Origin of the sequence: Sinorhizobium sp. P24N7, assembly GCF_042436655.1 — a bacterium.
Classification (GTDB): Bacteria; Pseudomonadota; Alphaproteobacteria; order Rhizobiales; family Rhizobiaceae; genus Sinorhizobium; species Sinorhizobium meliloti_A.
The window spans coordinates 371,945-395,150 of the sequence record NZ_JBHMIW010000006.1 but is presented as its reverse complement, the minus strand read 5'-3'; the positions used below and the strand labels follow the sequence as shown (position 1 = coordinate 395,150).

The following is a 23,206-nucleotide window of genomic DNA, read 5'->3' as shown; positions in this document are numbered from 1 at the left end:
GGGGCCCTTCATGTCCGCCGGAATGTTCCCGAAGGAGCGCTATTGCGCTGCGATCCCGTTCGCCGCCGCCGATCCGCCCTTCGCTCCCGCTTTGACAAGCCCTTCGCTGAGGTGTTGCAGGTCCGATTCCTGGACGTAGTGCTGCGTGGCGAGGAACGCGTCGCGGTCGAAATCCGGGGCGAGCGCCCGGACCTTCTCCATATGGGCGTGAGCCGCAATGTCATCCCCGAGCCAGCCGTAGCAGGCCGCGACGAATGCATGCTGGACGTGGTCCATCACCGAGAGGTGCATGAAGGCCTCGACCGCCTCTCCATACTGCCGGGCGGCGAAATGAGCCTTGCCGAGGTGGCTCCAGAAGCGTTCCGGATGATGAGGATTGAGCTGCATGGCCTTGCGGATCCACTCGACCCCCTCTTCCGGTCGCCCCAGCCAGGTCAGCAGTTCGCCCTGCTGGACCACAACCAGGTCGTAATTGGGATTGAGGGAAAGGGCACGCTCCTGATGGTAGCGCGCCGTCGTCAGCGCATTGTTGTTCACGTTTACCGCCGCGAGGATGCGATGCACGTCGGCGTCGTTGTCGTCGAGCGCCAGCGCCCGGTCCAGCTCCGCAACGATCTCGGCCCAGACCGCATCCTTGTCTTCGCACCAGCCGTGGACCCAGGCTTGCCCGAGGATGCAGGCCCGCCAGGCATGGGCATGCGCATAGTCGGGATCGAGCGCGACAGCCCTGTCGATGAGGGCCCGGGCCTGCTCGTTATCCGCGACGGTGCTCCGGTGATGCAGCACCTTGGCGGCAAGGGCACATTCGTAGGCCGCCATATTGGCCGGCTTCGTGCGGGCGAGCAGGTCCCGCTGCGCGGCCTCGACGCGCCCCGGAAGCGTTGCCGCTATCGCCGCCGTCACCTCGTCCTGGATGGCGAAGATGTCGTCCAGTCTCCGGTCGTATTTGTCTGCCCAGATATGAGCGTCGTTGACCGCGTCGATGAGCTGGACCGTCACGCGCACCCGGTCGCCGATCTTGCGGACGCTGCCCTCCACCAGATATTGCGCTCCGAGCTTCTCGGCCGCCTCGCGCACGTTTACCGGCTGGTTCTTGTAGACGAAGCTGGAGTTGCGCGAGATGACGAACAGCTCGTGCCGGCGGGACAGCTCGGTGATGATGTCCTCCGTCAGGCCGTCTGCGAAAAACTCCTGGTCGGGATCGCCGCTCATATTGTCGAACGGCAGCACCACGATCGAAGGTTTGGAAACGGAGCGCGGCGCATCCGTAGCCTCCGGGAAGGATGGCAGGACAGGCCCCTCGATCCCGACTCGGAAGAGATGAATCGGGCGGCTGATGTTCTTCAGCATCTTCTCGCCCAGATCCTCGATGGGGACATCGATCCGGTCGGCGACCTGCGTCGCCACCGCAGCCGTCACGCAGATGCCGCCCACATCGGCCAGCTGCTCAATACGGGCGGCGATGTTCACGCCGTCGCCGAAGATGTCGTCCTCCTCGAAGATGATGTCGCCGAGATTGATGCCGATCCTGAATTCGATCCGCCGGTCCTGCGCCACGTCGGCATTGCGCCGCTTCATGCGGCTCTGGATCTCGACGGCGCATTTTACCGCGTCGGTCACGCTCTGGAATTCGACCAGCATACCGTCGCCCGTGGTCTTGATGAGGTGGCCCTTGTTCTTTGCAATGGCCGGATCGATCAGTTCTATCCGATGAGTCCTGAGGCGGGCGATCGTACCGGCTTCATCGGCCTCCATCAGGCGGCTATAGCCTGCCATATCGGCTGCCAGCACTGCGGCTAGTCTCTGTTCCATCGGTTTGCCAACAAACGTTTGGCGGGAGCACCTTCTTCCGGACTCCCGGGTTCAAGCGGTCCAGGGCGATTCTATAGCACCCCGACGTGATCGCCTATCTAAATTAGCAGCCACTTGAAAAGAAGCTGCGGAGCAGCCTGCCGACAGGCATGGAACCATCGCATGCGCTCATTGTTCGGCACTGGTCAGCGCATGTGAGGTGCTCCTATGATCGATTCGCCAGGCTCCGTGAAACACCGCTTCCTCGATCTGGACGGCATCCGGGTCTTCTACCGGGAGGCAGGACCGCCGGACGCGCCGATCGTGCTCCTTCCCCACGGCTACCCGTGCTCATCCTACGAGTTTCGCAATTTCATGCCGCTGCTGGCCGACCGGTGGAGGCTTGTCGCTCCGGATTTCCCCGGATCCGGATACAGCGACACGCCGGACGACTTCGCCTACGGCTTCGACGGCTTCGCAGACTTTCTCGAAGCCTTCATCCGGCGCCTGGGCCTCGATCGTTTCGCACTTTATCTACATGACTTCGGCTCTCAGATCGGCCTTCGGCTGGCCATTCGCCGGCCGGAGCGCATTTCCGCACTGATCATTCAAAATGGCGACATTTACGAGGATGAGCTCGGACCTAAATACGCACCGTTGCAGGAGTATTTCCGCAATCCCACGCCGGAGGGCCGGACCAAACTCGGCGAAGCCGTAAGCGAGGAAGGATACCGCGACGAGTACCTCAACGACGTCCGGCCCGAGCTTGCCGAGCGGATTTCTCCCGACCTGTGGAAGCTCCATTGGTCCATGACAACGGCCAAGCGGCGTGAGATCGCCATAGACGTCATCGCGGGGCTGCGGGAAAATCTCGCCTGGTTCGAGCGCTACCAGAGTTACCTGCGCGAACATCGACCGCCGACGCTGATCGTCTGGGGTCCGCAGGACGGCTACATGCCCGAGGCCTCCGCCCGAGCCTATCTCCGCGACCTGCCGGATGCCGAACTGCATCTCATCGACGGCGGCCATTGGTTGCTGGAGACCAACCTGTCCGAGGTCGTCTCCCTCTGCCGAGATTTCCTTTCGCGCGCTTCGGCGAAATGACGCCCCCGCTTCCACCGGTCGCTTCGTAAGCTGACCTCGGTGCGGGCCTGCTTCGCGGCAGAAGCCGCTTACCGCTTAAAAGTATTCCGTTGTGCCTGAAGCACCACAGGGGAGTCCTTTCTGCCAAAAAATCGTCTTGGAATCGCCGCTTCGGGGTGGATGCGGCGAGCGGTCATCGTTAACAGATGGAAAACTATGTCCTGCTAGCTTGGCCGACGCCGCGTATGCAGGCAGTTGGTACAGAGTCGCCTGAAACGGGATGCGGAGAGGAATGTCTCCACCACGATCGAGTATTGCGCACTGGAAGACAGCGACCGCGCTCACAATCGTGGCATCGGCCGTGCTCGGCCCGGTTTCCGTCGAGCAGGCCCACGCGTTCAAGATTTTCGGCATGCGGTTTTTCGAAAGCGCGGAAGAAGAAGTTCAGGTCATAGACCCGGTTCGCTATACGCTGACTTTCGAGCCGGGAACGGATGACGAGGAGCTCCGGGAGGCGCTGGAAAACGGCTCGCGGCTCGTTCAGGATCAGGAAGAACCGGTCTCGGGCGATCTTGGCCTGGCGATCAAGGCGCGCGACGACCGCGATCGGCTCCTCGCCGTCCTCTACGAAAAGGCGCGTTACGGCGGCACCGTCAGCATTCTGGTCAACGGCCAGGACATCGACAGCCTCCCCCCGGACCCGGCTTTCCCCGACGGCCAGCCCGTACCGGTCGTGGTTCGCGTTGCTCCCGGGCCGGCATTCACGCTGGGCTCGGTCAGGCTCGAGGGAGACGCCGCGCGGCTCGACCCAGCCGCCTACGACCTCAAGCGTGGCGCCCGCGCCGACTCGACCTTGATCATCAAGGCGGGCGAGCAGATCGTGAACGATCTCAAGGAACAGAGCAGGCCGCTGGCCAAGCTCGCCGAGCGCAGCGTCGTTGCCGATCACGCGACTTCCACGGTCGATGTAACGATCCGCGCCGATGGCGGGCCGGTCGCGCCCGTCGGCGACCTGACCGTCAGCGGCGCCAGAACGGTCGACCCGGATTTCGTCAAGGATTATTCCCGCCTGAACCACGGCCGCCCATATTCGCCGGAGAATATTCGCAAGGCCGCCGAGCGGCTGCGGCAGTTGAACGTGTTTTCCAGCGTCACCATCAACGAAGCCGACGGGCTCGCGCCCGACGGCACGATCCCGATGAACATCCAGGTGTCCGAAGGCAAGCACCGCTATTTCGGTTTCGGCGGACAGGTCTCGACCACGGACGGCCTTGGACTTCAGGGCTATTGGGGACACCGCAATCTCTTCGGACGCGCAGAATCGCTTCGGATCGAAGGCTCGGTCGACCGCCTCGGCGAGACCACCGATGTCGCCGGGCTCGATTATTCGGCCGGCATTCTCTTTGCGAAACCCGGCGCCTTCGGACCGGCATCGACCTTTACCGCAAGCGTCAAGGCCGCGATCGTCGATCCGGACGCCTATAGTGCCAAAACGGTTACCGCTGCGGCTGGCGCCGCTTTCGAGCTTTCGCCCGAAGACACGTTCTCCGTCGGCGCGGAAGTGGGCTGGGCGGATGTCGACGACGCTTTCGGTTCGAATTCCTATATCACCGCCGCCCTCCCGTTCGAATATGTCCGCGACGCACGCGACGATAAGCTGAACCCGACGGAGGGTTACCGGGCGCTGATCAATGCCAAACCGAGCTACGAAATCGAAGGAAAGACCTTTTTCAGCTCCTTCGAAGCTTCCGCGTCCGGCTATTACGCGTTTGGAACGGAAAAGCGCTTCGTGCTGGCCGGCAAGCTCGGCGCCGGCGTGCTCGTCGGTGGCGACGAACTCTCCGATATTCCCGCGACCCGGCGGTTTTTCCTCGGCGGTGGCGGGTCGGTGCGCGGCTATTCCTATCAGGAGATCAGCCCCCGCGACGCCGATGACGAACTGACCGGCGGACGCTCCTATGTGAGCGGCTCCCTCGAAGCCCGCATCGCCGTCACCGATACGATCGGCATCGTGCCGTTCATCGACGCCGGCACCGTTTCGGAAAACACGGCGCCCAATTTCTCCGACATCCGGGCCGGCGCGGGCATCGGTCTGCGCTATGCGACGCCCTTCGGCCCGATCCGGCTCGACTTCGCCGTGCCGCTCAACAAATATCCGGGGGGCACCACTTACGGAATCTATGCCGGTATCGGCCAGTCCTTCTAATGCCCGGACTATTTGCTGCATGCGCGCGACACCGTGGTAAGATGAGCGAAGTCCCGCCTGCCGGGCGATGTGCCGGCACTCTACCGATTCCAGAGCGGCGCAACATGGACTATGGATAGGACATGAATCAGGTCACCTTTTTCCTTCGATCTGCGCTGCGGTACTTCTTCGCCGCCCTCGGCACGCTCGTGGTCGTGCTCCTCCTGCTCGTCGGCTTTCTGGGCTTCACGGTGCCCGGCGCCCGCGTCGTCGCCTGGGCGATCGAGAAATATGCGGCAACCCCCGACCAGATCGTACGCATCGCCGACCCGGGCGCGCTTCTGACCGGCGACTTCACGGCCGGCACCATTACGCTCTTCGATGGCGAAGGCATTTATGCGGAGGTCCGCGACCTTTCGGTGGACTGGTCGCCCGCAGAACTATTCTCGCTTCGCTTCGACGCCAGCAGGATTTCGGCCGGCACGGTCCGCGTCGAACGGTTGCCCGTCCCCTCGACCGAGACCCAGGAAGTGCGCTCGACATTTGCCCTTCCGGTGGACGTGAAGATCGATGCCTTCGACCTCAAGGAAATCGTGCTCGGCAAACAGATCGCAGGCGAAGATCATTTCCTGACGGCCAAGGGCAAGCTCTACGCGACGAATTCCAGCATCGCTCTCGAGCTCGATGCCGCCGAACGGGACCGCCCTGATGCGCGCGCGACAGCCGATGTCGTCTTCAACCCGGCCGGCAACCAGCTGAAGCTTGAAGCCGAGCTTGCGGAGCCGAAGGGCGGCCTTCTGGCGAGGCTGCTCCGCCTGCCGGGAGAACCTGCCGTCAACATGACCGTGACCGGACAGGGACCGCTTTCCGATTGGGCGGGCTCGGGTACGGTTACGCTCGACGGAAGCGAGATCCTTCGGCTCGACGGGCAGCACGTGCTCGCGGCCGACGGAATGCACATGCTTACCGTATCCGGCGGCGGCGCTTTCGCCACGCTGACGCCGCCGGCCTTCAGGCCGCTCTTCGAAGGCGAGAGCAGGATCGACCTGAGGGCCGCCTTCGACGGCACGAGCAAGGTCCGGATCGATGCGGGCAAGATTTCGACCGGCGCCATGACGCTCGATGTCTCCGGCACGGTCGACAGCCGCGGTGAGAACAACCTCCAGGCAAGGCTCGCCGGTACGAGCGGGCCATTCGATTTCCGCTGGCCGCTGAAAGACGGCGAGTTGCAGGCGCTCGTCGACACCGCAAACCTGTCGCTGATCGGCGACGGGCAGTCGGCAATCCTCGACATCGCCGCCAATGTGCCGTCCGTGAATCTGCCGCAGGGACGATTGGGCGGCATCCGGCTGTCGGCACAGAGCGACGCCTTCAATCTGGCGACCCGGTCCGGTCCTCTGAAGACGACCGTAGAAATCGCCGAGAGCCGCTTTGCAAATGCCGATCTCGATCGGGCGGTGCAGGCGCCCCTGAAGCTCGACGGCACCATCGCCGTTGCTCCGGAAGACATCCGTTTCGACCCGCTGGAGATCGAAAGCGCGAGCATCGGCGGCACGGTCACCGGCAGCTTCGATCGCGTCGAAACGACGCTCGAGGCGGCATTCAAGGCCTTTGCCGTCAGAGAGGTCCTGCCGCCGGGGCTCGCCGACAAGTTCGACAGGACCATCGCCCTTGCGGGCAATGCGGTCGTGGAACAGGACGGCAGCGTCCGGTTGAGCGAACTCGACATAAAGTCCGGTGCGGTCGACGCCTCCGGCTCCGTTGCGCTTGCCGGAAGCACATTGACTGCGGACATCCAGGGGACGCTGCCCGATCTCGGACGGCTGCTCGCCGATGCGAAGGGCTCGGCCGCCTTCCACGCGGTCGCCTCAGGCCCTCTGAACAAGCTCGGTATCGAAGCAGAGATAACCTCAAGCGGAGCGACGCTCGCTGGCCGCACACTGGACGATCTCGTCGTCAATGCCGACGCTACCGTGACGCCGGGGAGCCCCGAAGCGAAGCTGACGGCAACCGGTACCCTCGACGGCCAGGCGATCGACGTCCGCGCCGACGTCGTCACCCGGGATGGCCGCACCTCGATCCCCGCCCTCGAGGCAAAGATCGGCGAAAACCGGCTGACCGGTGCGATGGAGCTTACAGCCGACTTCAAGCCGAACGGGACGATCGACTTCAACCTGCCCGATCTCGGCCTCCTTGCCGCCATGGCCGGGCAGCAGGCATCGGGCGACCTTGCCGGCTCCGCGACAATCCGGACCGCCGACGGCGTCACGTCGCTCGCGCTGACGGCCCGCGGCGAAAGCATCAGGCGGGACGCATTGACCATTGCCAAGCCCGTGGTCGACGTCGACGTCGCCGATCTTGCCAGCCTGGCGATCAAGGGCAGTGTCAGGGCCGAAAGCGTCGTCCAAGGCGAAAACCGCCTGACGGACATCGATATCGCCTTCGAGCAACAGGCGGAAAGAACCGGCTTCTCGGTCGGTGCCGAATATGAGGGCTCTCCGCTCGCAGCGACCGGCGATCTGGCGAGCCGTGACGGCCGGACCGAGATAAGCCTTGCATCGGCCTCGGCGACAGCCAAGCGCATTCCCTTGCAGCTTGCCCGGCCGACCGTCATCGCCATCGAGAACGGCGTCGTGCATATCGATGGGCTGACGATCCAGGCATCGACGGGTACGGTCGCTGTCACCGGTACGGCAGGCGAGACGCTTGATATTTCGGCGGATATCAGCGAGCTGCCAGCCACCTTGATCCACACCGTCGCGCCGACGCTCGGGGCCGAGGGCACGATTGCGGGCAAGGTGGACATTGCCGGGAATGGCGCGGCACCGGTCGTCCGCTACGATCTCACCTGGAGCGGCGCCTCGATAGCCTCCGTGCGGTCGGCCGGCATAACGGCGGAAGACCTGTCGGCGAAGGGAACCGTGACCGTCGCTGACGACACCATCCGCCTCGACCCCTTGGTCATCGAACGCGCCGGCTTTCGCGGCGATGTGACGGCTAGCCTCAACCGCGCCGGCAACACGGCCGAGGCGAATTTCCAGTTCGTTGCCGAACCCGCCGCGCTGCCGCCCGGCATCGGCGCAAAATTCGATGCGCCGATCACCGTCTCCGGCAAGGTCGAGACAGGGGCCGGCGGCGCCGTCGAACTGAGCGCACTCGAAGTCAAATCCGGGACGGTCAACGCCACCGGTTCGGCCGCCCTTGCCGAGGGCGCGTTGACCGCCAAGATAGAGGGCGCATTACCGGATCTCGGCAAGCTGCTCGCCGAGGCAGAAGGCAAGGCCGCCTTCACCGCCGACCTGTCCGGGCCGCTCGACGCGCTCGGCGTCAAGGCGGAAGTGACCTCCAGCGGCGCGGTCCTCGCGGGACGCACGCTTTCGGATTTCGTGATCACAGCCGATGCGACGGCGAAAGCCGGCAGTCCGCAGGCGAAGCTGACGGCGACGGGAGCTTTGGACGGCCAGGCGATCGACGTGAAGGCCGAGGTGGTCTCGAAGGACGGCCGCACTTCGATCCCGACCCTGGAGGCGAAGGTCGGCGACAACAGATTGACGGGTGCGATCGATCTGACGGCAGACTTCAAGCCCGAGGGCACGATCGACTTCAATCTGCCCGATCTCGGCCTTCTTGCCGCCATGGCCGGCGAGAAGGTCTCGGGAGACCTCTCCGGCTCGGCAGCGATCAGAACGGTGGGCGGTGTGACCTCCCTTACGCTGAAAGCGAACGGCAGCGGAATCAAGCGTGGCGATCTGACGATCACAAAGCCGGTCGCCGATATCAGCGTCGCCGATGTGGCGGCACTCGCGATCCGGGGAAGCGTCAAGGCGGAAAACGTCGCTCAGGGTCAAAACCGTGTCACCGGCTTCAATCTCACCTTCGATCAGCAGGGCGGCAGAACCGGCTTTACCGTCGACGGCAGATATGACGGCGGCCCTCTTTCGGCCAAAGGCGACATGGTCGCAAGCGGCGGCCGCACCGAAGTCCGTCTCGCCTCTTTCGCGGCAACGCCCAAGCGGATACCGCTGAAGCTTGCACGCCCGACCGTCGTCGCGATCGAGAACGGCACGGTGCTCCTCGATGCCCTGACCATCGAGGCTTTGAGGGGAACGATCACGGTTGCCGGCTCTGCGGGACCGACGCTCGATATTTCAGCAAGACTCAACGCGCTGCCTGCCGCACTGATCAACACCTTCGCCCCGACGCTCGGGGCGGAAGGCACGATCGCCGGGACGGTGGACGTGGACGGAACTGCGGCGGCTCCGGTCGTCGTCTACGACCTCAGATGGAGCAACGCCTCGGTCGCAGCGGCGCGCGGCGCCGGCGTATCGTCGCTGGCGATTGCTGCAAACGGGCGCTTCGCCGACAACCGGGTAACCGTCGATGCCACGGTCTCCGGGCCTGGAGACCTTTCCTTCCGGGGCGGCGGCAATGTCGAGCTTGGCGGCAACATGCCGATCTCGATGAAATTCGCCGGCGACGTACCTTTCGCGCTGCTCGCCAATATCATGGCGCAACAGGGTTTCACCCTGACCGGATCGGCCAAGGTCGACCTTTCGCTCTCCGGCCCGGCCAAGGCGCCGCAGATTGCCGGCACGGTCTCGACCGCCGGCGCCCGGCTCGTGGACGTTCGCCGCAATCTCGCCCTCAACGACCTCACCGCCAATGTCGCACTGGACGGCAGGCAGGCGACCATCTCTCGGCTCTCGGCCAATCTGGCCAGCGGCGGATCGATCGAGGCGAGCGGCACCGTGGGCATCGTTCCCGGTTCAGGTTTCCCGGCGGATCTCAGAATCCGGCTCAACGATGCGACCTATGTCGACGGCACGCTGTTCACCGCCAACCTTGCAGGCGACCTGACGCTCAACGGGCCGCTCGTCTCGACGCCCGTACTTGGCGGAAGGCTGACGATCCGCAGGGCCGCGATCACCATACCGGAGAAGCTGCCGGCCTCGCTCTCGCAGATCGACATCAAGCACCGCAACGCCCCGGCACGCGTACAGCGGATGACGAAAGATCTGCGCCGGGATACGTCCGCCGGCACCGAGGCAAGCGGCGCGATCGCCTTCGATCTCGCCGTCAGTTCCCCGGGCCAGTTCTTCGTACGCGGTCGCGGCATCGATGCCGAACTCGGCGGCGATCTGACCATCCGCGGCACCGCCGTCCAGCCGATCGTTTCCGGTGGATTCGACATGCGTCGCGGGCGCCTGGAGATTCTCGGCAAGCGCCTGACCTTCACCGACGGTCACATCGGCTTCGGCGGCGACCTCATCCCGACGCTCGATCTCGACGCGACCTCGAGCGCCGGATCGACGACGATCACGGTCAACGTTGCAGGCCCGGCCAACAACCCGACGGTGACCTTCTCCTCGTCGCCCGCCCTGCCGCAGGACGAGATCCTGGCGCAGCTCATCTTCAACCGGTCGCTGAACAATCTCTCCGCCTTCCAGATCGCGCAGCTCGCCTCGGCCGTGGGCCAGCTTGCCGGCGGCGGATCGACGTCGCTGCTCGACGGCCTGCGCAACAAGCTCGGCGTCGACGATCTCGACATCACGACCGACGAGAGCGGCGGCGCCCAGGTCCGCGCCGGCAAATATCTCAACGACCGCACCTATCTCGAATTGCAACAAGGCTCGGACTCCGCTTCCAGCAAGGCGGTCATCAACCTCGACATCGGCCGCGGCGTGAAGCTGAAGGGAGAAGCGGCCGGCGACGGCTCGGCCGCCGGAGGCATCTTCTTCGAAAGGGAATATTGAGGCCTGACGATGCCGCCCGCCGGCCGATCCGGCGGACGGGTCCATCTTCTGGGTCGTCCCATTATTTTTCGAACCGGAGTCTTGACCTCAAGCACGGTTGAGGTTGCAGAAATCACTCCGTGTAACGGACACGGAGGTACGACATGACTGAGCAGATACTCTTCCGGAACGTGATGAAGATCACGGAAGGCAGCCTGGAACCCTTTCGCGAAGCGGTGAAGCAAGCGATCGAGTTCGTCGAGCGAAACGGACCTCAACTCATGGTCCAGACATTCATCGACGAGCAGGAAATGCGTGCGGTCAGCTTTCAGCTCTACCGGAATAGCGAAGACGTTCTGCGCCATTGGGAAATATCGGACCCTCACATCCGAGCGGTATCGGAGCATTGCAGCGTCGAGAAGTTCGAGGTTTACGGCAATCCGAGCGACGAGGTCGCAGCCGGCCTATCCCAATTCTTCGGCGACGGCCGCGGACACATCATGAAACCACTTGCGGGATTCACCCGCTTCCAGAGCACTTCCAGGAAAAGTGTATAACGGTTTTCCGTCCGGAAGTGCGTTGGGTCAAAGGGTCAGAGCACTTCCGTCCGGAGGTGCGTAATCTCAAGGGCTGGATCATCTCGCTGTTTCAGTGAAATGATCCGATTCGCCCTTTACCGGCTGCTGGACGAATTTTTCTGAAGCGAACAGGGGAGCTCGGGTCAGGCGTGAAGGCGTGAAGGAGCGCCCCTTCACGCCGCGTTGCGATCGACCCCGAACGCATCCAGTACCTCGCTCTCGTCCGTTGCCGTGAACAGCGCCCAGATATGACCGAACGGATCGATGAGGGCGCCGACCCGGTCGCCGGTCGGCAGCGTTTCGGCGACATTGCGCAGACTGGCGCCGGAGCCCATCGCCCTTTCGAGCACGCGGTCCACGTCGTCGACGTGCAGTTCCAGGATCGCCGCCGTTGTTCCGAGCGCGTGCGGCGATCGCGGGCCGCCGAGCCTCGGTTCGGCGTCCCGGCGTGGATTGGCGCCGGCCACCCGGAAGACCGAGTCGCCGATGCAGAGGTCGGCACTCGTCAGAATGCCGCTCCACTCGTGCCGCTGCAGCAGCTCGGCGCCGAAGACATCGCGGTAGAACGCAATCGCCCGCTCCTCGTCACCATGCCGGACGAAGAGCTTTATGCAGATCTGCCGTACCGACGGGCCGCCGGAATAACTAGCCATGGCAATCTCCCTGGATCGCAATGATGTCGAGCGGGTGGAACCCGCGATCAAATACGCCATCGTTCAAAATGAGACCGCATGCCGCGGAGACCGCGCCCGTGCTCATGCCTCTCTTGTTTGCTGAGAGGAACATCTTATCCGAAGATGAGAACAAATCAAGAACAAAAGCAGCCGTGCGTCGCCAATTCGCGTCGCGGCGATCGCCTCACGAAGACCCGGTCAACTTGCTGGTCTTCAGCAGAATGTTCGTTTCGGTCACGTTGATGCCATCGATCAAACGGATGCGCCGCAAGGTCTCGTCGAAGCTCGCGAGATCCCGGTCCTCGAGTTCGGCAATGAAATCCCATCTTCCATTGGTGCTGTGCAGCGCCCGCACCTGCGGCAGCCCGCGCAATTGGTCGGCGACGCGGTCCGCCATCTTTCCGTGAACCTCGATCATCACCACGGCCCTGACGCCGGAGGCGGGGATTTCCGCGCCCGTGCGGATGGTGAAAGCGGCAATGGTCCCATTCGCGACGAGCCGGTCGATGCGCGCAGCAACCGTGGCACGCGAGACGCCGGTCATCGCCGAAAGCGCGGAGACGGGCATGCGGGAATTTTGCCGGAGAGCGCCGATGAGCGCCTGATCGAGATCATCCATTCTTATCACTTCGTCAAAGGGGACTTTACACTTTGCGCATCTTATCTTCCCAATCGACAGTTTTCCATCTTTTTGCCGCCACGCTTTTTGACGATAATCCGCCGGACTTCACGGGAACCGAGCTTCCCGGCAACCGGGCCAAGGGACGAGGCGGACATGAAAACCATCACATTGATCGGCGCACCCATCGAGGAAGGCTCGGGCCGCCGCGGCGCGGCCATGGGGCCGACGGCGCTCAGAATCGCCGGAATAGACACGGTTCTCGCCGAACTCGGCCATACGGTCAATGACGAGGGGGATCTGAGGCCGTTGCCGGCACGCGATCTCGCCAACCATCCCGGCGCCAACAATCTGCAATCCGTCGCAGCTTTCGCGCGCGCGCTCGACGAAGCCGTGCATGAAACCGCGCGCAAGGGTCATTTCCCCATCATTCTCGGCGGCGATCACGCGCTCTCGATGGGCAGCGTCTCCGGCATGGCGCGTCACGCCCAGGACGTCGGCCGGCCCCTCTTCGTCCTATGGCTGGACGCGCATGCCGACTTCAACTCGCCGGCGACCTCGCCCTCCGGCAACATGCACGGCATGCCCGTCGCCTTCTTCTGCGGCGAAGCGGAGTTCGCTCCGATCCTCCCGAAGGACCGGCCGCTGGTCGACCCGAAGAAGGTCTATCAGGTCGGAATCCGCTCGGTCGACGCGCGTGAGCGCGAGGAAATTGCCGAGCACGGCGTCAATGTCTTCGATATGCGGACCATCGACGAGATGGGCATGGCCCATATCATCCGCCAGATCGTCGATGAGGTTCGCGCCGCTAACGGCCTGCTGCATGTGAGCCTCGACGTCGATTTCATGGATCCGGAACTGGCCCCCGGCGTGGGGACGACGGTCCCGGGCGGCGCGACCTTCCGCGAGGCTCACCTCATCATGGAAGTGCTGTGCGACAGCGGCCTCGTCTCTTCCCTCGATGTGGTCGAGCTCAACCCGTTCCTCGACGACCGGGGCAAGAGCGCACGCATTCTGGTCGAACTGACGGCAAGCCTCTTCGGACGCCGTATCCTCGACCGCCCGACGCGCGCGGCCTGAAGCCACGCCCGCCTGCTCTCCTGCGAGGGGGGAACGTTCAGTAAAGGCTTAACGAATCCGCGCCTAATATAGGCATACAGAGCGCAAGGCGGATTTTCCGCGCATGAAGCGGCTTGCGCCTCGCCGGATGTCATCGGCGGACCACCACGACCGGAAAGCTGGAAGGACCTTCGATGACAAGCACGCAGAGAGCAGCCGGATTCGACGGCGAGACGCTCGAAATCATAGCGTTTCGCCTCCACGATCAGGAATTTTGCGTCAAGACGACGACGATCCGCGAGATACGCGGCTGGGCCCCCTCGACGCCCATCCCGCATGCCCCGCCGGAAGTGATCGGCGTGATGAACCTGCGCGGGACGGTGATCCCGATCATCGATCTCGCCCATAAGCTCGGCATGAAATCGACCGTCACCAACGAACGCAGCGCGATCGTCGTCGCCGAGGTCCACAACATGGTCATCGGTCTCGTCGTCGATCGCGTTTCCGACATTCTGACCGTGCAGGGCAGTCAGGTACAGCCTGTGCCTGAAGTCACTGCATCCTTCGACAAGAGCTTTGCGGAAGGCATCATCGCCAATGAATCGGGCATGATCTGCTTCCTCAATCTCGCCCGCATGTTCAAGGAGCGGGAAACCGAAGAACTGGCGGCCTGAGCCTGCGCATCTGCATATCGGGAGCGATTCACTATTTCCTTGAAACAGTGAGTCGCTCTGCGTGGCAAAGGACTACATCTTTTTACGAGTATGTAAGCAAAAATTCTATTTTAACGCGATTTTAAGCTCGCTTTACTAATTTAGATCGCACAGCGGCATGAAGCCCTTCGTGATTTCGAAATCTCCCCAGCAACCGCCAGCCGCCCTTTCCTGAAGGACGGCGAAGCAGATCACAAACGTCCGCTCCGCGGCCGTTTCTTCGCGAAAATTTCAGAGGGGATCATGTTTTCTTTTACCAGAAGCCGTGACGCACGGCAGATCATCGAAGCCTTGTCCAAATCGCAGGCCATCATTCAATTCGACCTCGCCGGCAACGTCCTCGACGCCAACGAGAACTTCTGCAAGGCGCTCGGCTATAGTCTGCAGGAAATCGTGGGACAGCACCATCGCATCTTCTGCGCGCCGGAATTCGTGGCGACTGAGGAGTATCGTGAGTTCTGGGCACGCCTCGGCCGCGGCGAATTCGACAGCAACAGCTACCGGCGCCTCGCCAAGGGCGGACGGGAGATCTGGATCCAGGCGAGTTACAACCCGGTCTCCCGAAACGGCAAGCCCTACAAGGTGGTCAAGTTCGCAACCGACATCACCGCCGTCAAGATGCGGGCCACGGAAGATGCGGGCAAGCTCGACGCCATTTCCCGCTCGCAGGCGATGATCGAGTTCACGCCCGCCGGAGAGGTGCTCACAGCCAACGAGAACTTCTGCAACACGCTCGGCTATCAGCTCTCCGAAATCCAGGGCCGACACCACAGCATGTTCTGCGAGCCCGGTTATACCGGCACGGCCGAATATGCCGATTTCTGGAAGCGCCTGGCCCAGGGCGAATTCATCGCCAACGAATTCGTGCGCTATGGCAAGGCCGGCAAGGAGGTCTGGATCCAGGCCGCCTACAACCCCATTCGCGATCCGAACGGCCGGGTTTACAAGGTGGTCAAATTCGCGACAGACGTGACCGAACGTATGGCCGCGATCAATGCGCTCGGAGCCGGCTTGCGAGCGCTTGCCGACGGCGATCTGGCTCAATCGCTCGACACGCCCTTCGTTCCCAGCATGGAAACGGTGCGCAAGGACTTCAACGAAGCGCTTGTCCGCCTCTGTCGGGCCATGCAGACGGTCGGCGAAAATGCAAGCGCGATCGCCGGCGGCGCACGCGAGATCCGGTCTGCAGCCGACGATCTGTCGAAACGTACAGAACAGCAGGCGGCCTCCGTCGAAGAAACGGCCGCAGCGCTGGACGAGATCACCACGACCGTCGCGGATTCCAGCCGCCGAGCCGAGGAAGCGGGCAATCTGGTCGCAAAGACGAAGGATGGCGCCGAGCGCTCCGGACTTGTCGTCAAAAGCGCGATCGGCGCCATGGGCCAGATCGAGCAATCCTCGCGCGAAATCAGCAACATCATCGGCGTCATCGACGACATCGCCTTCCAGACGAACCTGCTGGCCCTCAATGCCGGTGTCGAGGCGGCGCGTGCCGGAGAAGCCGGCAAGGGCTTCGCCGTCGTGGCCCAGGAGGTCCGCGAACTGGCGCAACGATCGGCCAGCGCGGCAAAGGACATCAAATCCCTGATCACCGCTTCAGGCGAGCATGTGAGGAACGGCGTATCGCTGGTCGGCCAGACCGGCACCGCCCTGGAAACCATCCTGGCGCAGGTGCAGGAGATAAATCACAACGTCTCGGCGATCGTGGAAGCCGCCCGCGAACAGTCGACCGGGCTCAAGGAAATCAACCTGGCGGTCAATGCGATGGATCAGACTACGCAGCAGAACGCCGCCATGGTGGAGGAAAGCACGGCGGCGAGCCATCGGATGTCGCAGGAGGCGGACGCGTTGCACGCCCTGCTGCGTCAGTTCCGCATCGGACGGGACGCTTCACCCGCAAGCGACAACAGGATGGAAGCGCCCCATTCGCCCACGCGGCTGCACGCAACTGCAAAGGCGCTGCGTAGCGGCACGAGGTCCAATCTCGCGCTCGCTCCCGCCTCGGACAACTGGGAGAATTTCTGACCGCACTCCCACCCGCACTCTTCTTCGAACGCAACGGCGCCCGGTGGGGAAGAGCATAAGCTTCTCCCTCCTCTACCTGTCACCGGGATGAGCGCAGCGACGCGCCTGCGGGGCGGAAAGGGTCTTTTCCAGCCCAGGGACTTGGGCTGGCTCGATTCCTGTGAAGGCACAGGAACGAGGATCGAAGGACAAACTTCCTGGAAGCGCTCTAAGGGCGTGTTGAGATTCGGGCCACCCGCCGCCGCTTGTTTGATTTCCTCATTCCTGTGCTTGTCACAGGAATCCAGCCAGACCAACAGGCCTTAAACCGCCTCCGGACGGCGGATCTTCTCAGCCGCCTCGAGCACCAGCGGGTTCAACCCTTCACCGCCATGCGCGATATGCTCGAAGAGCTTGCGGCGCATGCGCGGCTCCCAATATTTGTTGATATGCGTGGCCACGCCCTCGGCCGCCCCCTCCGCCGGCTGGGTCAGGAAGAAGGTGGCAATCTGGTTCGCCATATAGACGAGCTTGGCGTTGGGGCGGTTTTCAGACATGGACGATTGCTCCGCATTCAGAATAGCGGCACGCGGGCGGACAAGGACGCAGGCTCCTCGTCATTCCGGATGATGCGCTCCGCATGGGTGAAGATTTCAAACTCGTCGCCGCGAACAAGTGCGATGAGGGTCATGCCCGCCCCTTCCGCCGTGCGGATGGCGAGCGCCGTCGGCGCAGAAATGGCAATGATCACAGGGCTCCCGACGATCGCGGTTTTCTGCACCATCTCGACCGATACGCGGGACGTGACGACAACCGCGCCCTGAGCGCCCCTGAACCCGGCGCGCGCGGCCGCTCCGGTCAGCTTGTCCAGCGCGTTGTGACGCCCGACATCCTCGCGGACCGCGATCAGTCCGCGTCCGGGCACGTAGAAAGCGGCACCGTGCACCGCCCGTGTCTCGAAATGCAGCGGCTGTTGTCCATTGAGAAGCGCAACTGCGTCCACCACGTCCTGATCGGAAAGGCGAAGCAGCGAGGCGGAGACGTCGGGCGTCGGGCGAACGGCCTCCTCGATCGACTCTATACCGCAGAGACCGCAACCGACCGGCCCGGCCATGTGGCGACGTCTGAGGCGCAGAATATCGTTCTGTTCGTCCTCGAGACTGATCTGCAGATCGATGCCCTTGTCCTCGACGACGATGTCTATGTCGTCGATCTGTTCTGGACGGGTGATGATCCCTTCGGTCAGGCTGAAGCCGGTGGCGAAATCCTCGAGATCGGCAGGTGTCGCCATCATCACCGCATGCGTCGAACCGCCATAGGTGAAGGCGACCGGCGTTTCCTCGGGCACGACGCGCGACTGCGCGACGAGGATGCCGCCGCGCCGTGCAGCCTCCGGCACCGTCGCCGTCGTTCCGGATGGAGAGGACGAAACTCGCTTGCCCGCCATTCTCGCTCCTATTCCGCCGCCTCCAGCTTGCCGGAAATGCGACGCGACCGGCGAGCCTGCTCGTCATAGTCGCGCTGCCAGTCGGAAGGACCGTTCGACGGCGAGACCTGCACCGCGGTCACCTTGTATTCCGGGCAGTTGGTCGCCCAATCGGTAAAGTCGGTGGTGATGACGTTCGCCTGAGTCGAGGGGTGATGGAAGGTCGTATAGACGACACCCGGCGCAACACGGTCGGTGATCAACGCGCGGAGCGTCGTATCGCCCGAGCGGCTGGCGAGCCTGACCCAGTCGCCGTCGCGGATGCCGCGCTGCTCGGCGTCGTGCGGGTGGATTTCCAGCCGGTCTTCCGCATGCCAGACGACGTTCTCCGTGCGACGCGTCTGGGCGCCGACATTGTACTGACTGAGAATACGGCCGGTCGTCAGAAGCAGCGGGAAGCGCGGACCGGTCCTTTCGTCGGTCGCCACGTATTCGGTGCGGATGAACTTGCCCTTGCCGCGCACGAAACCGTCGACATGCATAATGGGCGAGCCGAGCGGCGCCTTCTCATTGCACGGCCACTGCACCGAGCCCATCTTGTCCAGATAGTCGTAGGAGACCATGGCAAAGCTCGGCGTCGTCGCCGCGATCTCGTCCATGATCTCGGACGGATGGCGATAGTTCCAGGCAAGCCCCATGGCTTGCGCCATCTTCTGCGTCACCTCCCAATCGGCATAGCCGTTCTTCGGCCGCATGACGCGCCGGACGCGGTTGATGCGGCGCTCGGCATTGGTGAAGGTTCCGTCCTTTTCGAGGAAGGTCGATCCGGGCAGGAAGACATGGGCGTAGTTGGCCGTCTCGTTGAGGAAGAGATCGTGCACCACGACGCATTCCATCGCCGCAAGGCCGGCGGCGACGTGCTTGGTGTCCGGATCCGACTGCAGGATATCCTCGCCCTGCACGTAGAGGCCCTTGAAGGTGCCCTCGACGGCGGCGTCGAGCATATTGGGGATGCGCAGGCCCGGCTCGTGATTGAGCGTCACGCCCCAGAGCTTCTCGAAGATCTCACGCGTCGCATCGTCGGAAATATGTCGGTAGCCGGGAAGCTCGTGCGGGAAGGAGCCCATGTCGCAGGAGCCCTGGACGTTGTTCTGGCCGCGCAGCGGATTGACGCCGACGCCCGGCCGGCCGATGTTGCCGGTGAGCATGGCGAGGTTGGCGATCGCCATCACCGTCGTCGAGCCCTGGCTGTGCTCCGTGACGCCAAGGCCGTAATAGATCGCGCCGTTGCCGCCGGTGGCGTAAAGCCGCGCAGCCCTGCGCACAAGTTCCGGTGAAACGCCGGTATAGGCTTCGGTTGCTTCCGGGCTGTGATGGGGCTCTGCCACGAAGGCGGCCCAATCCTCGAATTCCGACCAGTCGCAGCGTTCGCGAATGAAGGCTTCGTTGGCAAGGCCTTCCGTGACGATGACATGCGCAATCGCCGTCAGGATGGCAACGTTGGTGCCGGGCTTCAGCGGCAGGTGGTACGACGCTTCGACATGGGCGGAGCGGACGAGGTCGATCCGGCGCGGATCGATGACGATCAGCTTGGCGCCCTGGCGCAGCCGCTTCTTCAGCCGCGAGGCGAAGACCGGGTGGCCGTCGGTCGGGTTGGCACCGATGATGACCGCAACATCCGTGTGCTCGACACTGTCGAAATCCTGCGTACCGGCGGAGGTGCCGAAGGTCTGGTTGAGGCCGTAACCGGTTGGCGAATGGCAGACGCGGGCGCAGGTGTCGACATTGTTGTTGCCGAAGCCGGCGCGCACCAGCTTCTGCACCAGAAAGGTTTCCTCATTGGTGCAGCGCGAAGACGTGATGCCGCCGACCGAATCACGGCCGTACTGATACTGGATGCGGCGGAACTCGGAGGCGATATGCGCGAAAGCCTCTTCCCAGGTGACCTCGCGCCAGGGATCGGTGACCTTCTCGCGGACCATCGGATTGAGGATGCGGTCCCTGTGGTTGGAATAACCATAGGCGAAGCGGCCCTTGACGCAGGAATGGCCGCGATTCGCCTGGCCGTCCTTCCAGGGCACCATGCGCACCAGCTCCTCGCCGCGCATCTCCGCCTTGAACGAGCAGCCCACGCCGCAATAGGCGCAGGTGGTGACGACCGAGTGCTCCGGCTGGCCGATCTCGATCACCGATTTTTCCGTCAGCGTCGCCGTGGGGCAAGCCTGCACGCAGGCGCCGCAGGAGACGCATTCGGAGGAAACGAAATCCTCGTTCATGCCGGCGGAGACGCGCGAATCGAAGCCGCGGCCGCTGATCGTCAGCGCGAAGGTGCCCTGCACTTCCTCGCAGGCCCGCACGCAGCGCGAACAGACGATGCACTTCGCCGGATCATAGGTGAAATACGGATTCGACTCGTCCTTCGGCGCCCATTTTGCGTTGATCTCGCCATTGTTGCGCGCCGTCACATGGTTCTCGCCGTCATAGCCGTAGCGCACGTCGCGCAGGCCCACGGCACCGGCCATGTCCTGCAGCTCGCAATCGCCATTGGCTGCGCAGGTGAGGCAGTCGAGCGGATGGTCGGAAATATAGAGCTCCATGACGCCGCGGCGGACATCCTTCAGCCGCTGCGTCTGCGTCGAAACGCTGATGCCTGCCGCCACCGGCGTCGTGCAGGAGGCCGGCATGCCGGCGCGTCCCTCGATTTCTACGAGACAGAGCCGGCAGGAGCCGAAGGCATCCATCATGTCGGAAGCGCAAAGCTTCGGCACCTCGATGCCCGCTTCCATTGCCGCACGCATGATCGACGTGCCTTCCGGAACCGTGATCTCGCGCCCGTCTATCGTCAGCGTCACCGTCTTCTCGGACTTGGAGGCAGGGGTGCCGTAGTCGATTTCGTGAATGAGAGACATTAGCGGGCCTCCTGAGAAATTGCGTTCAAGGGGGCGGCTTCACCCCCCTCTGCCCTGCCGGGCATCTCCCCCACAAGCGGGGAGATCGAATCGTGGCCGGCCACTCGCTCCAAAACAAACGCTTCTGCACGTGGGGCGCTCCGGTCAAGACGCCGAGCGGGCCGCATCCATTCTCCCCCCCTGTGGGGGAGATGGCCGACAGGCCAGAGGGGGGTACGCGCCGCCGCCGATACCGACGTCCGCCCCTCATCCGGCTGCCGCCACCTTCTCCCCGCAGGCGGGGAGAAGGAGTATGCCGTGCCCTTCCGGTCCCCTCTCCCCGCCTGCGGGGAGAGGGTTAGGGTGAGGGGCAAAAATTCAAGTGCCAATGCAGCCTTCATTCCGCAGCCTCCACCACCGGCACCGGTGAAAAATCCTCCGGGAAGTGCGTCATGGCGCTCATCACCGGATAGGGCGTGAAGCCGCCAAGGGCGCAGAGGGAGCCGAACTTCATCGTGTTGCAGAGATCGGCGAGCAGTTCGCGGTTCTTCTCCGGCTCGATGCCGGCGGCGATCCTGTCGGCCACCTCGACGCCGCGCGTCGACCCGATGCGGCAAGGGGTGCACTTGCCGCAGCTTTCGACCGCACAGAACTCCATGGCGAAACGCGCCTGTTTCAACATGTCGGCCGTGTCGTCGAAGACGACGATGCCGGCATGACCGATGAGCCCGTCTCTGGCGGCAAATGCCTCGTAGTCGAAAGGCGTATCGAACAGCGCCCGCGGGAAATAGGCACCGAGCGGGCCGCCAACCTGGACGGCCTTCACCGGCCGGGCGCTCGCCGTGCCGCCACCGATCTCGTCGACGATCTCGCCGAGCGTCAGGCCGAATGCGGTTTCGAAGAGGCCGCCATGCTTGACGTTGCCGGCGATCTGCAGCGGGATCGTTCCGCGCGACCGGCCCATGCCGAAATCGCGATAGTAACCGGCGCCCCTGTCGAGGATCACCGGCACGGAAGCGAGCGAGATGACGTTGTTGATGACGGTCGGGCGGTCGAAAAGGCCCTTGTGTGCCGGCAGCGGCGGCTTGGCGCGCACGAGCCCGCGCTTGCCTTCGAGGCTGTTCAGGAGCGAGGTCTCCTCGCCGCAGACATAGGCGCCGGCGCCGGTGCGCACTTCCATGTCGAAGGCGTGCGCCGAGCCGAGCACCGAAGCACCGAGCACACCGGCGGCACGGGCTATCTCGATCGCCGCGCTCATCACCGCGATCGCATGCGGATATTCCGAACGGGTATAGATGTAGCCCTTGGTCGCACCGGTCGCGATACCGGCGATCGCCATACCCTCGATCAGCACGAAGGGATCGCCTTCCATGATCATCCGGTCCGCAAAGGTCCCGCTGTCGCCCTCGTCGGCATTGCAGACGATGTATTTGCGCGGCCCTCGTGCTTCCAGGACGGTCTTCCATTTGATGCCGGTCGGGAAGCCGGCGCCGCCGCGGCCGCGAAGGCCGCTTTCCGTGACCTCGGCAACGATCGCCGCCGGTTGCATTGCGATTGCCCGCTCGAGACCGAGCAAGCCCCGATGGGCGCGATAGTCTTCGAGCGAGAGAGGATCGATGACGCCGCAACGGGCGAAGGTAAGCCGGGTCTGTCGCTTGAGAAACGGAATTTCCTCGGTCTTGCCGAGGCAGAGAGGATGCGCGCCACCCGAAATCAGCCCGGCATCGAGAAGAGAGGCGACGTCGCGCGCCTTCACCGGACCGTAGGCGACGCGCCCTGCGGCCGTTTCGACTTCGACCAGCGGCTCCAGCCAGTGCATGCCGCGCGAGCCGTTACGCACGATCGTGGCGTCGAGCCCGCGTGCGGAGATCTCGCCGGCCATCGCCTCCACCACCTTTTCGGCGCCAAGCGCAATGGCCGCCGCATCCCGGGGAATGTAGATCCTGACGGTCATCGGCGCGCCTCCGCAACCAGCGCTTCGAGCTCTGCTTCGTCGAGGCGCGCATGAACCTCGCCGTCGAGCATCGCCGACGGCGAGCAGGAACAGAGTCCGAGACAGTAGACCGGCTCCAGCGTCACGGCGCCGTCCGGCGTCGTCTCATGGAAATCGATCCCGAGAAGCGCCTTGGCGCGCTCCGCAAGCCGGTCGCCGCCCATCGACTGGCAGGCCTCGGCGCGACAGAGCTTCAACACATGGCGCCCGGCCGGGTGCTCGCGAAAATCGTGATAGAAGGTAACCACGCCATAGACTTCGGCGCGCGACAGATTGAGTTCCCGCGCGATCACCGGCAGGCTCTCCTCCGGCACATAGCCGAACTCGTCCTGGATTTCGTGCAGGATGGGAATAAGCGGGCCTTCGAGCCCCTTGAGCTCGCCGACGATCGCCAGCGTCCGTTCGGTCACGTCTGCGCGCGGCAGATGGATATTCACTGAAGGAGCCCTCCCGGCTCGCGG

General features: G+C 63.7%; 15 protein-coding genes. 7 read left to right on the top strand and 8 right to left on the bottom strand.

Features of this window, described 5'->3' with window-relative positions; all coding sequences use genetic code 11:
* Positions 1-39: 39 nt before the first annotated feature.
* Positions 40-1,812 carry an adenylate/guanylate cyclase domain-containing protein gene (locus ACFHWW_RS13285; RefSeq protein ID WP_275597243.1) on the bottom strand — a complete coding sequence of 591 codons (1,773 nt, stop codon included), beginning with the start codon at positions 1,810-1,812 and terminating at the stop codon, positions 40-42.
* A 207-nt stretch (positions 1,813-2,019) separates the two neighbouring features.
* Here ACFHWW_RS13285 and ACFHWW_RS13280 point away from each other — a divergent pair, with 207 nt between their 5' ends.
* The 4 genes from ACFHWW_RS13280 to ACFHWW_RS13265 all read left to right on the top strand — a co-directional run bounded on the left by ACFHWW_RS13280 (position 2,020) and on the right by ACFHWW_RS13265 (position 11,348).
* Positions 2,020-2,895 (top strand): alpha/beta fold hydrolase, encoded by an 876-nt coding sequence (locus ACFHWW_RS13280; protein ID WP_275597242.1) that lies wholly within the window; start codon positions 2,020-2,022, stop codon positions 2,893-2,895.
* 271 nt (positions 2,896-3,166) lie between these two features.
* On the top strand, positions 3,167-5,080 hold the full coding sequence (locus ACFHWW_RS13275) for an autotransporter assembly complex family protein (RefSeq protein WP_100674599.1): 1,914 nt from the start codon (positions 3,167-3,169) through the stop codon (positions 5,078-5,080).
* A 122-nt stretch (positions 5,081-5,202) separates the two neighbouring features.
* Positions 5,203-10,812, top strand: coding sequence for a translocation/assembly module TamB domain-containing protein (locus ACFHWW_RS13270; RefSeq protein ID WP_379938605.1), 5,610 nt, complete (start codon positions 5,203-5,205; stop codon positions 10,810-10,812).
* A 143-nt stretch (positions 10,813-10,955) separates the two neighbouring features.
* A complete protein-coding gene (locus ACFHWW_RS13265; protein WP_275597240.1) occupies positions 10,956-11,348 on the top strand; it encodes a hypothetical protein in 393 nt (130 codons plus the stop codon).
* A 194-nt stretch (positions 11,349-11,542) separates the two neighbouring features.
* Here ACFHWW_RS13265 and ACFHWW_RS13260 read toward each other — a convergent pair whose 3' ends face one another.
* Both ACFHWW_RS13260 and ACFHWW_RS13255 read right to left on the bottom strand, forming a co-directional pair.
* Positions 11,543-12,022: a VOC family protein gene (locus ACFHWW_RS13260; protein WP_275597239.1), complete on the bottom strand. Its 480-nt coding sequence runs from the start codon at positions 12,020-12,022 to the stop codon at positions 11,543-11,545.
* Positions 12,023-12,227: 205 nt separating this feature from the next.
* Positions 12,228-12,662 (bottom strand): Lrp/AsnC family transcriptional regulator, encoded by a 435-nt coding sequence (locus ACFHWW_RS13255; protein ID WP_275597238.1) that lies wholly within the window; start codon positions 12,660-12,662, stop codon positions 12,228-12,230.
* Positions 12,663-12,818: 156 nt separating this feature from the next.
* Here ACFHWW_RS13255 and rocF point away from each other — a divergent pair, with 156 nt between their 5' ends.
* The 3 genes from rocF to ACFHWW_RS13240 all read left to right on the top strand — a co-directional run bounded on the left by rocF (position 12,819) and on the right by ACFHWW_RS13240 (position 16,459).
* The gene (gene rocF / locus ACFHWW_RS13250) at positions 12,819-13,742 is read left to right on the top strand and encodes an arginase (protein ID WP_100674604.1); all 924 of its coding nucleotides are present in this window, start codon (positions 12,819-12,821) and stop codon (positions 13,740-13,742) included.
* 173 nt (positions 13,743-13,915) lie between these two features.
* Positions 13,916-14,395, top strand: coding sequence for a chemotaxis protein CheW (locus ACFHWW_RS13245; RefSeq protein ID WP_003528560.1), 480 nt, complete (start codon positions 13,916-13,918; stop codon positions 14,393-14,395).
* A 282-nt stretch (positions 14,396-14,677) separates the two neighbouring features.
* Positions 14,678-16,459, top strand: a complete 1,782-nt coding sequence (locus ACFHWW_RS13240; RefSeq protein WP_275597237.1) for a PAS domain-containing methyl-accepting chemotaxis protein — start codon at positions 14,678-14,680, stop codon at positions 16,457-16,459.
* A gap of 302 nt (positions 16,460-16,761) precedes the next feature.
* On the opposite strand, the gene ACFHWW_RS13235 is transcribed toward ACFHWW_RS13240, so the two are convergent.
* The 5 genes from ACFHWW_RS13235 to ACFHWW_RS13215 form a co-directional block, all read right to left on the bottom strand.
* On the bottom strand, positions 16,762-16,995 hold the full coding sequence (locus ACFHWW_RS13235; RefSeq protein WP_275597236.1) for a formate dehydrogenase subunit delta: 234 nt from the start codon (positions 16,993-16,995) through the stop codon (positions 16,762-16,764).
* A 17-nt stretch (positions 16,996-17,012) separates the two neighbouring features.
* Positions 17,013-17,885, bottom strand: a complete 873-nt coding sequence (gene fdhD, locus ACFHWW_RS13230; RefSeq protein ID WP_100674606.1) for a formate dehydrogenase accessory sulfurtransferase FdhD — start codon at positions 17,883-17,885, stop codon at positions 17,013-17,015.
* A gap of 8 nt (positions 17,886-17,893) precedes the next feature.
* A complete protein-coding gene (gene fdhF / locus ACFHWW_RS13225; protein WP_018097252.1) occupies positions 17,894-20,773 on the bottom strand; it encodes a formate dehydrogenase subunit alpha in 2,880 nt (959 codons plus the stop codon).
* 376 nt (positions 20,774-21,149) lie between these two features.
* On the bottom strand, positions 21,150-22,706 hold the full coding sequence (locus ACFHWW_RS13220) for an NADH-quinone oxidoreductase subunit NuoF (protein ID WP_275597234.1): 1,557 nt from the start codon (positions 22,704-22,706) through the stop codon (positions 21,150-21,152).
* Positions 22,703-23,182, bottom strand: coding sequence for a formate dehydrogenase subunit gamma (locus ACFHWW_RS13215; RefSeq protein ID WP_275597233.1), 480 nt, complete (start codon positions 23,180-23,182; stop codon positions 22,703-22,705). The genes ACFHWW_RS13220 and ACFHWW_RS13215 overlap by 4 nt, the downstream gene beginning before the upstream one ends.
* Positions 23,183-23,206 lie beyond the last annotated feature (24 nt).

Coding starts and splice junctions, on each gene's coding strand:
- ACFHWW_RS13240 (WP_275597237.1), top strand. CDS start 14,678: ATGTTTTCTTTTACCAGAAGCCGTGACGCACGGCAGATCATCGAAGCC.
- ACFHWW_RS13270 (WP_379938605.1), top strand. CDS start 5,203: ATGAATCAGGTCACCTTTTTCCTTCGATCTGCGCTGCGGTACTTCTTC.
- ACFHWW_RS13245 (WP_003528560.1), top strand. CDS start 13,916: ATGACAAGCACGCAGAGAGCAGCCGGATTCGACGGCGAGACGCTCGAA.
- ACFHWW_RS13285 (WP_275597243.1), bottom strand. CDS start 1,812: ATGGAACAGAGACTAGCCGCAGTGCTGGCAGCCGATATGGCAGGCTAT.
- rocF (WP_100674604.1), top strand. CDS start 12,819: ATGAAAACCATCACATTGATCGGCGCACCCATCGAGGAAGGCTCGGGC.
- fdhD (WP_100674606.1), bottom strand. CDS start 17,885: ATGGCGGGCAAGCGAGTTTCGTCCTCTCCATCCGGAACGACGGCGACG.
- fdhF (WP_018097252.1), bottom strand. CDS start 20,773: ATGTCTCTCATTCACGAAATCGACTACGGCACCCCTGCCTCCAAGTCC.
- ACFHWW_RS13255 (WP_275597238.1), bottom strand. CDS start 12,662: ATGGATGATCTCGATCAGGCGCTCATCGGCGCTCTCCGGCAAAATTCC.
- ACFHWW_RS13265 (WP_275597240.1), top strand. CDS start 10,956: ATGACTGAGCAGATACTCTTCCGGAACGTGATGAAGATCACGGAAGGC.
- ACFHWW_RS13280 (WP_275597242.1), top strand. CDS start 2,020: ATGATCGATTCGCCAGGCTCCGTGAAACACCGCTTCCTCGATCTGGAC.
- ACFHWW_RS13235 (WP_275597236.1), bottom strand. CDS start 16,995: ATGTCTGAAAACCGCCCCAACGCCAAGCTCGTCTATATGGCGAACCAG.
- ACFHWW_RS13275 (WP_100674599.1), top strand. CDS start 3,167: ATGTCTCCACCACGATCGAGTATTGCGCACTGGAAGACAGCGACCGCG.
- ACFHWW_RS13260 (WP_275597239.1), bottom strand. CDS start 12,022: ATGGCTAGTTATTCCGGCGGCCCGTCGGTACGGCAGATCTGCATAAAG.
- ACFHWW_RS13220 (WP_275597234.1), bottom strand. CDS start 22,706: ATGACCGTCAGGATCTACATTCCCCGGGATGCGGCGGCCATTGCGCTT.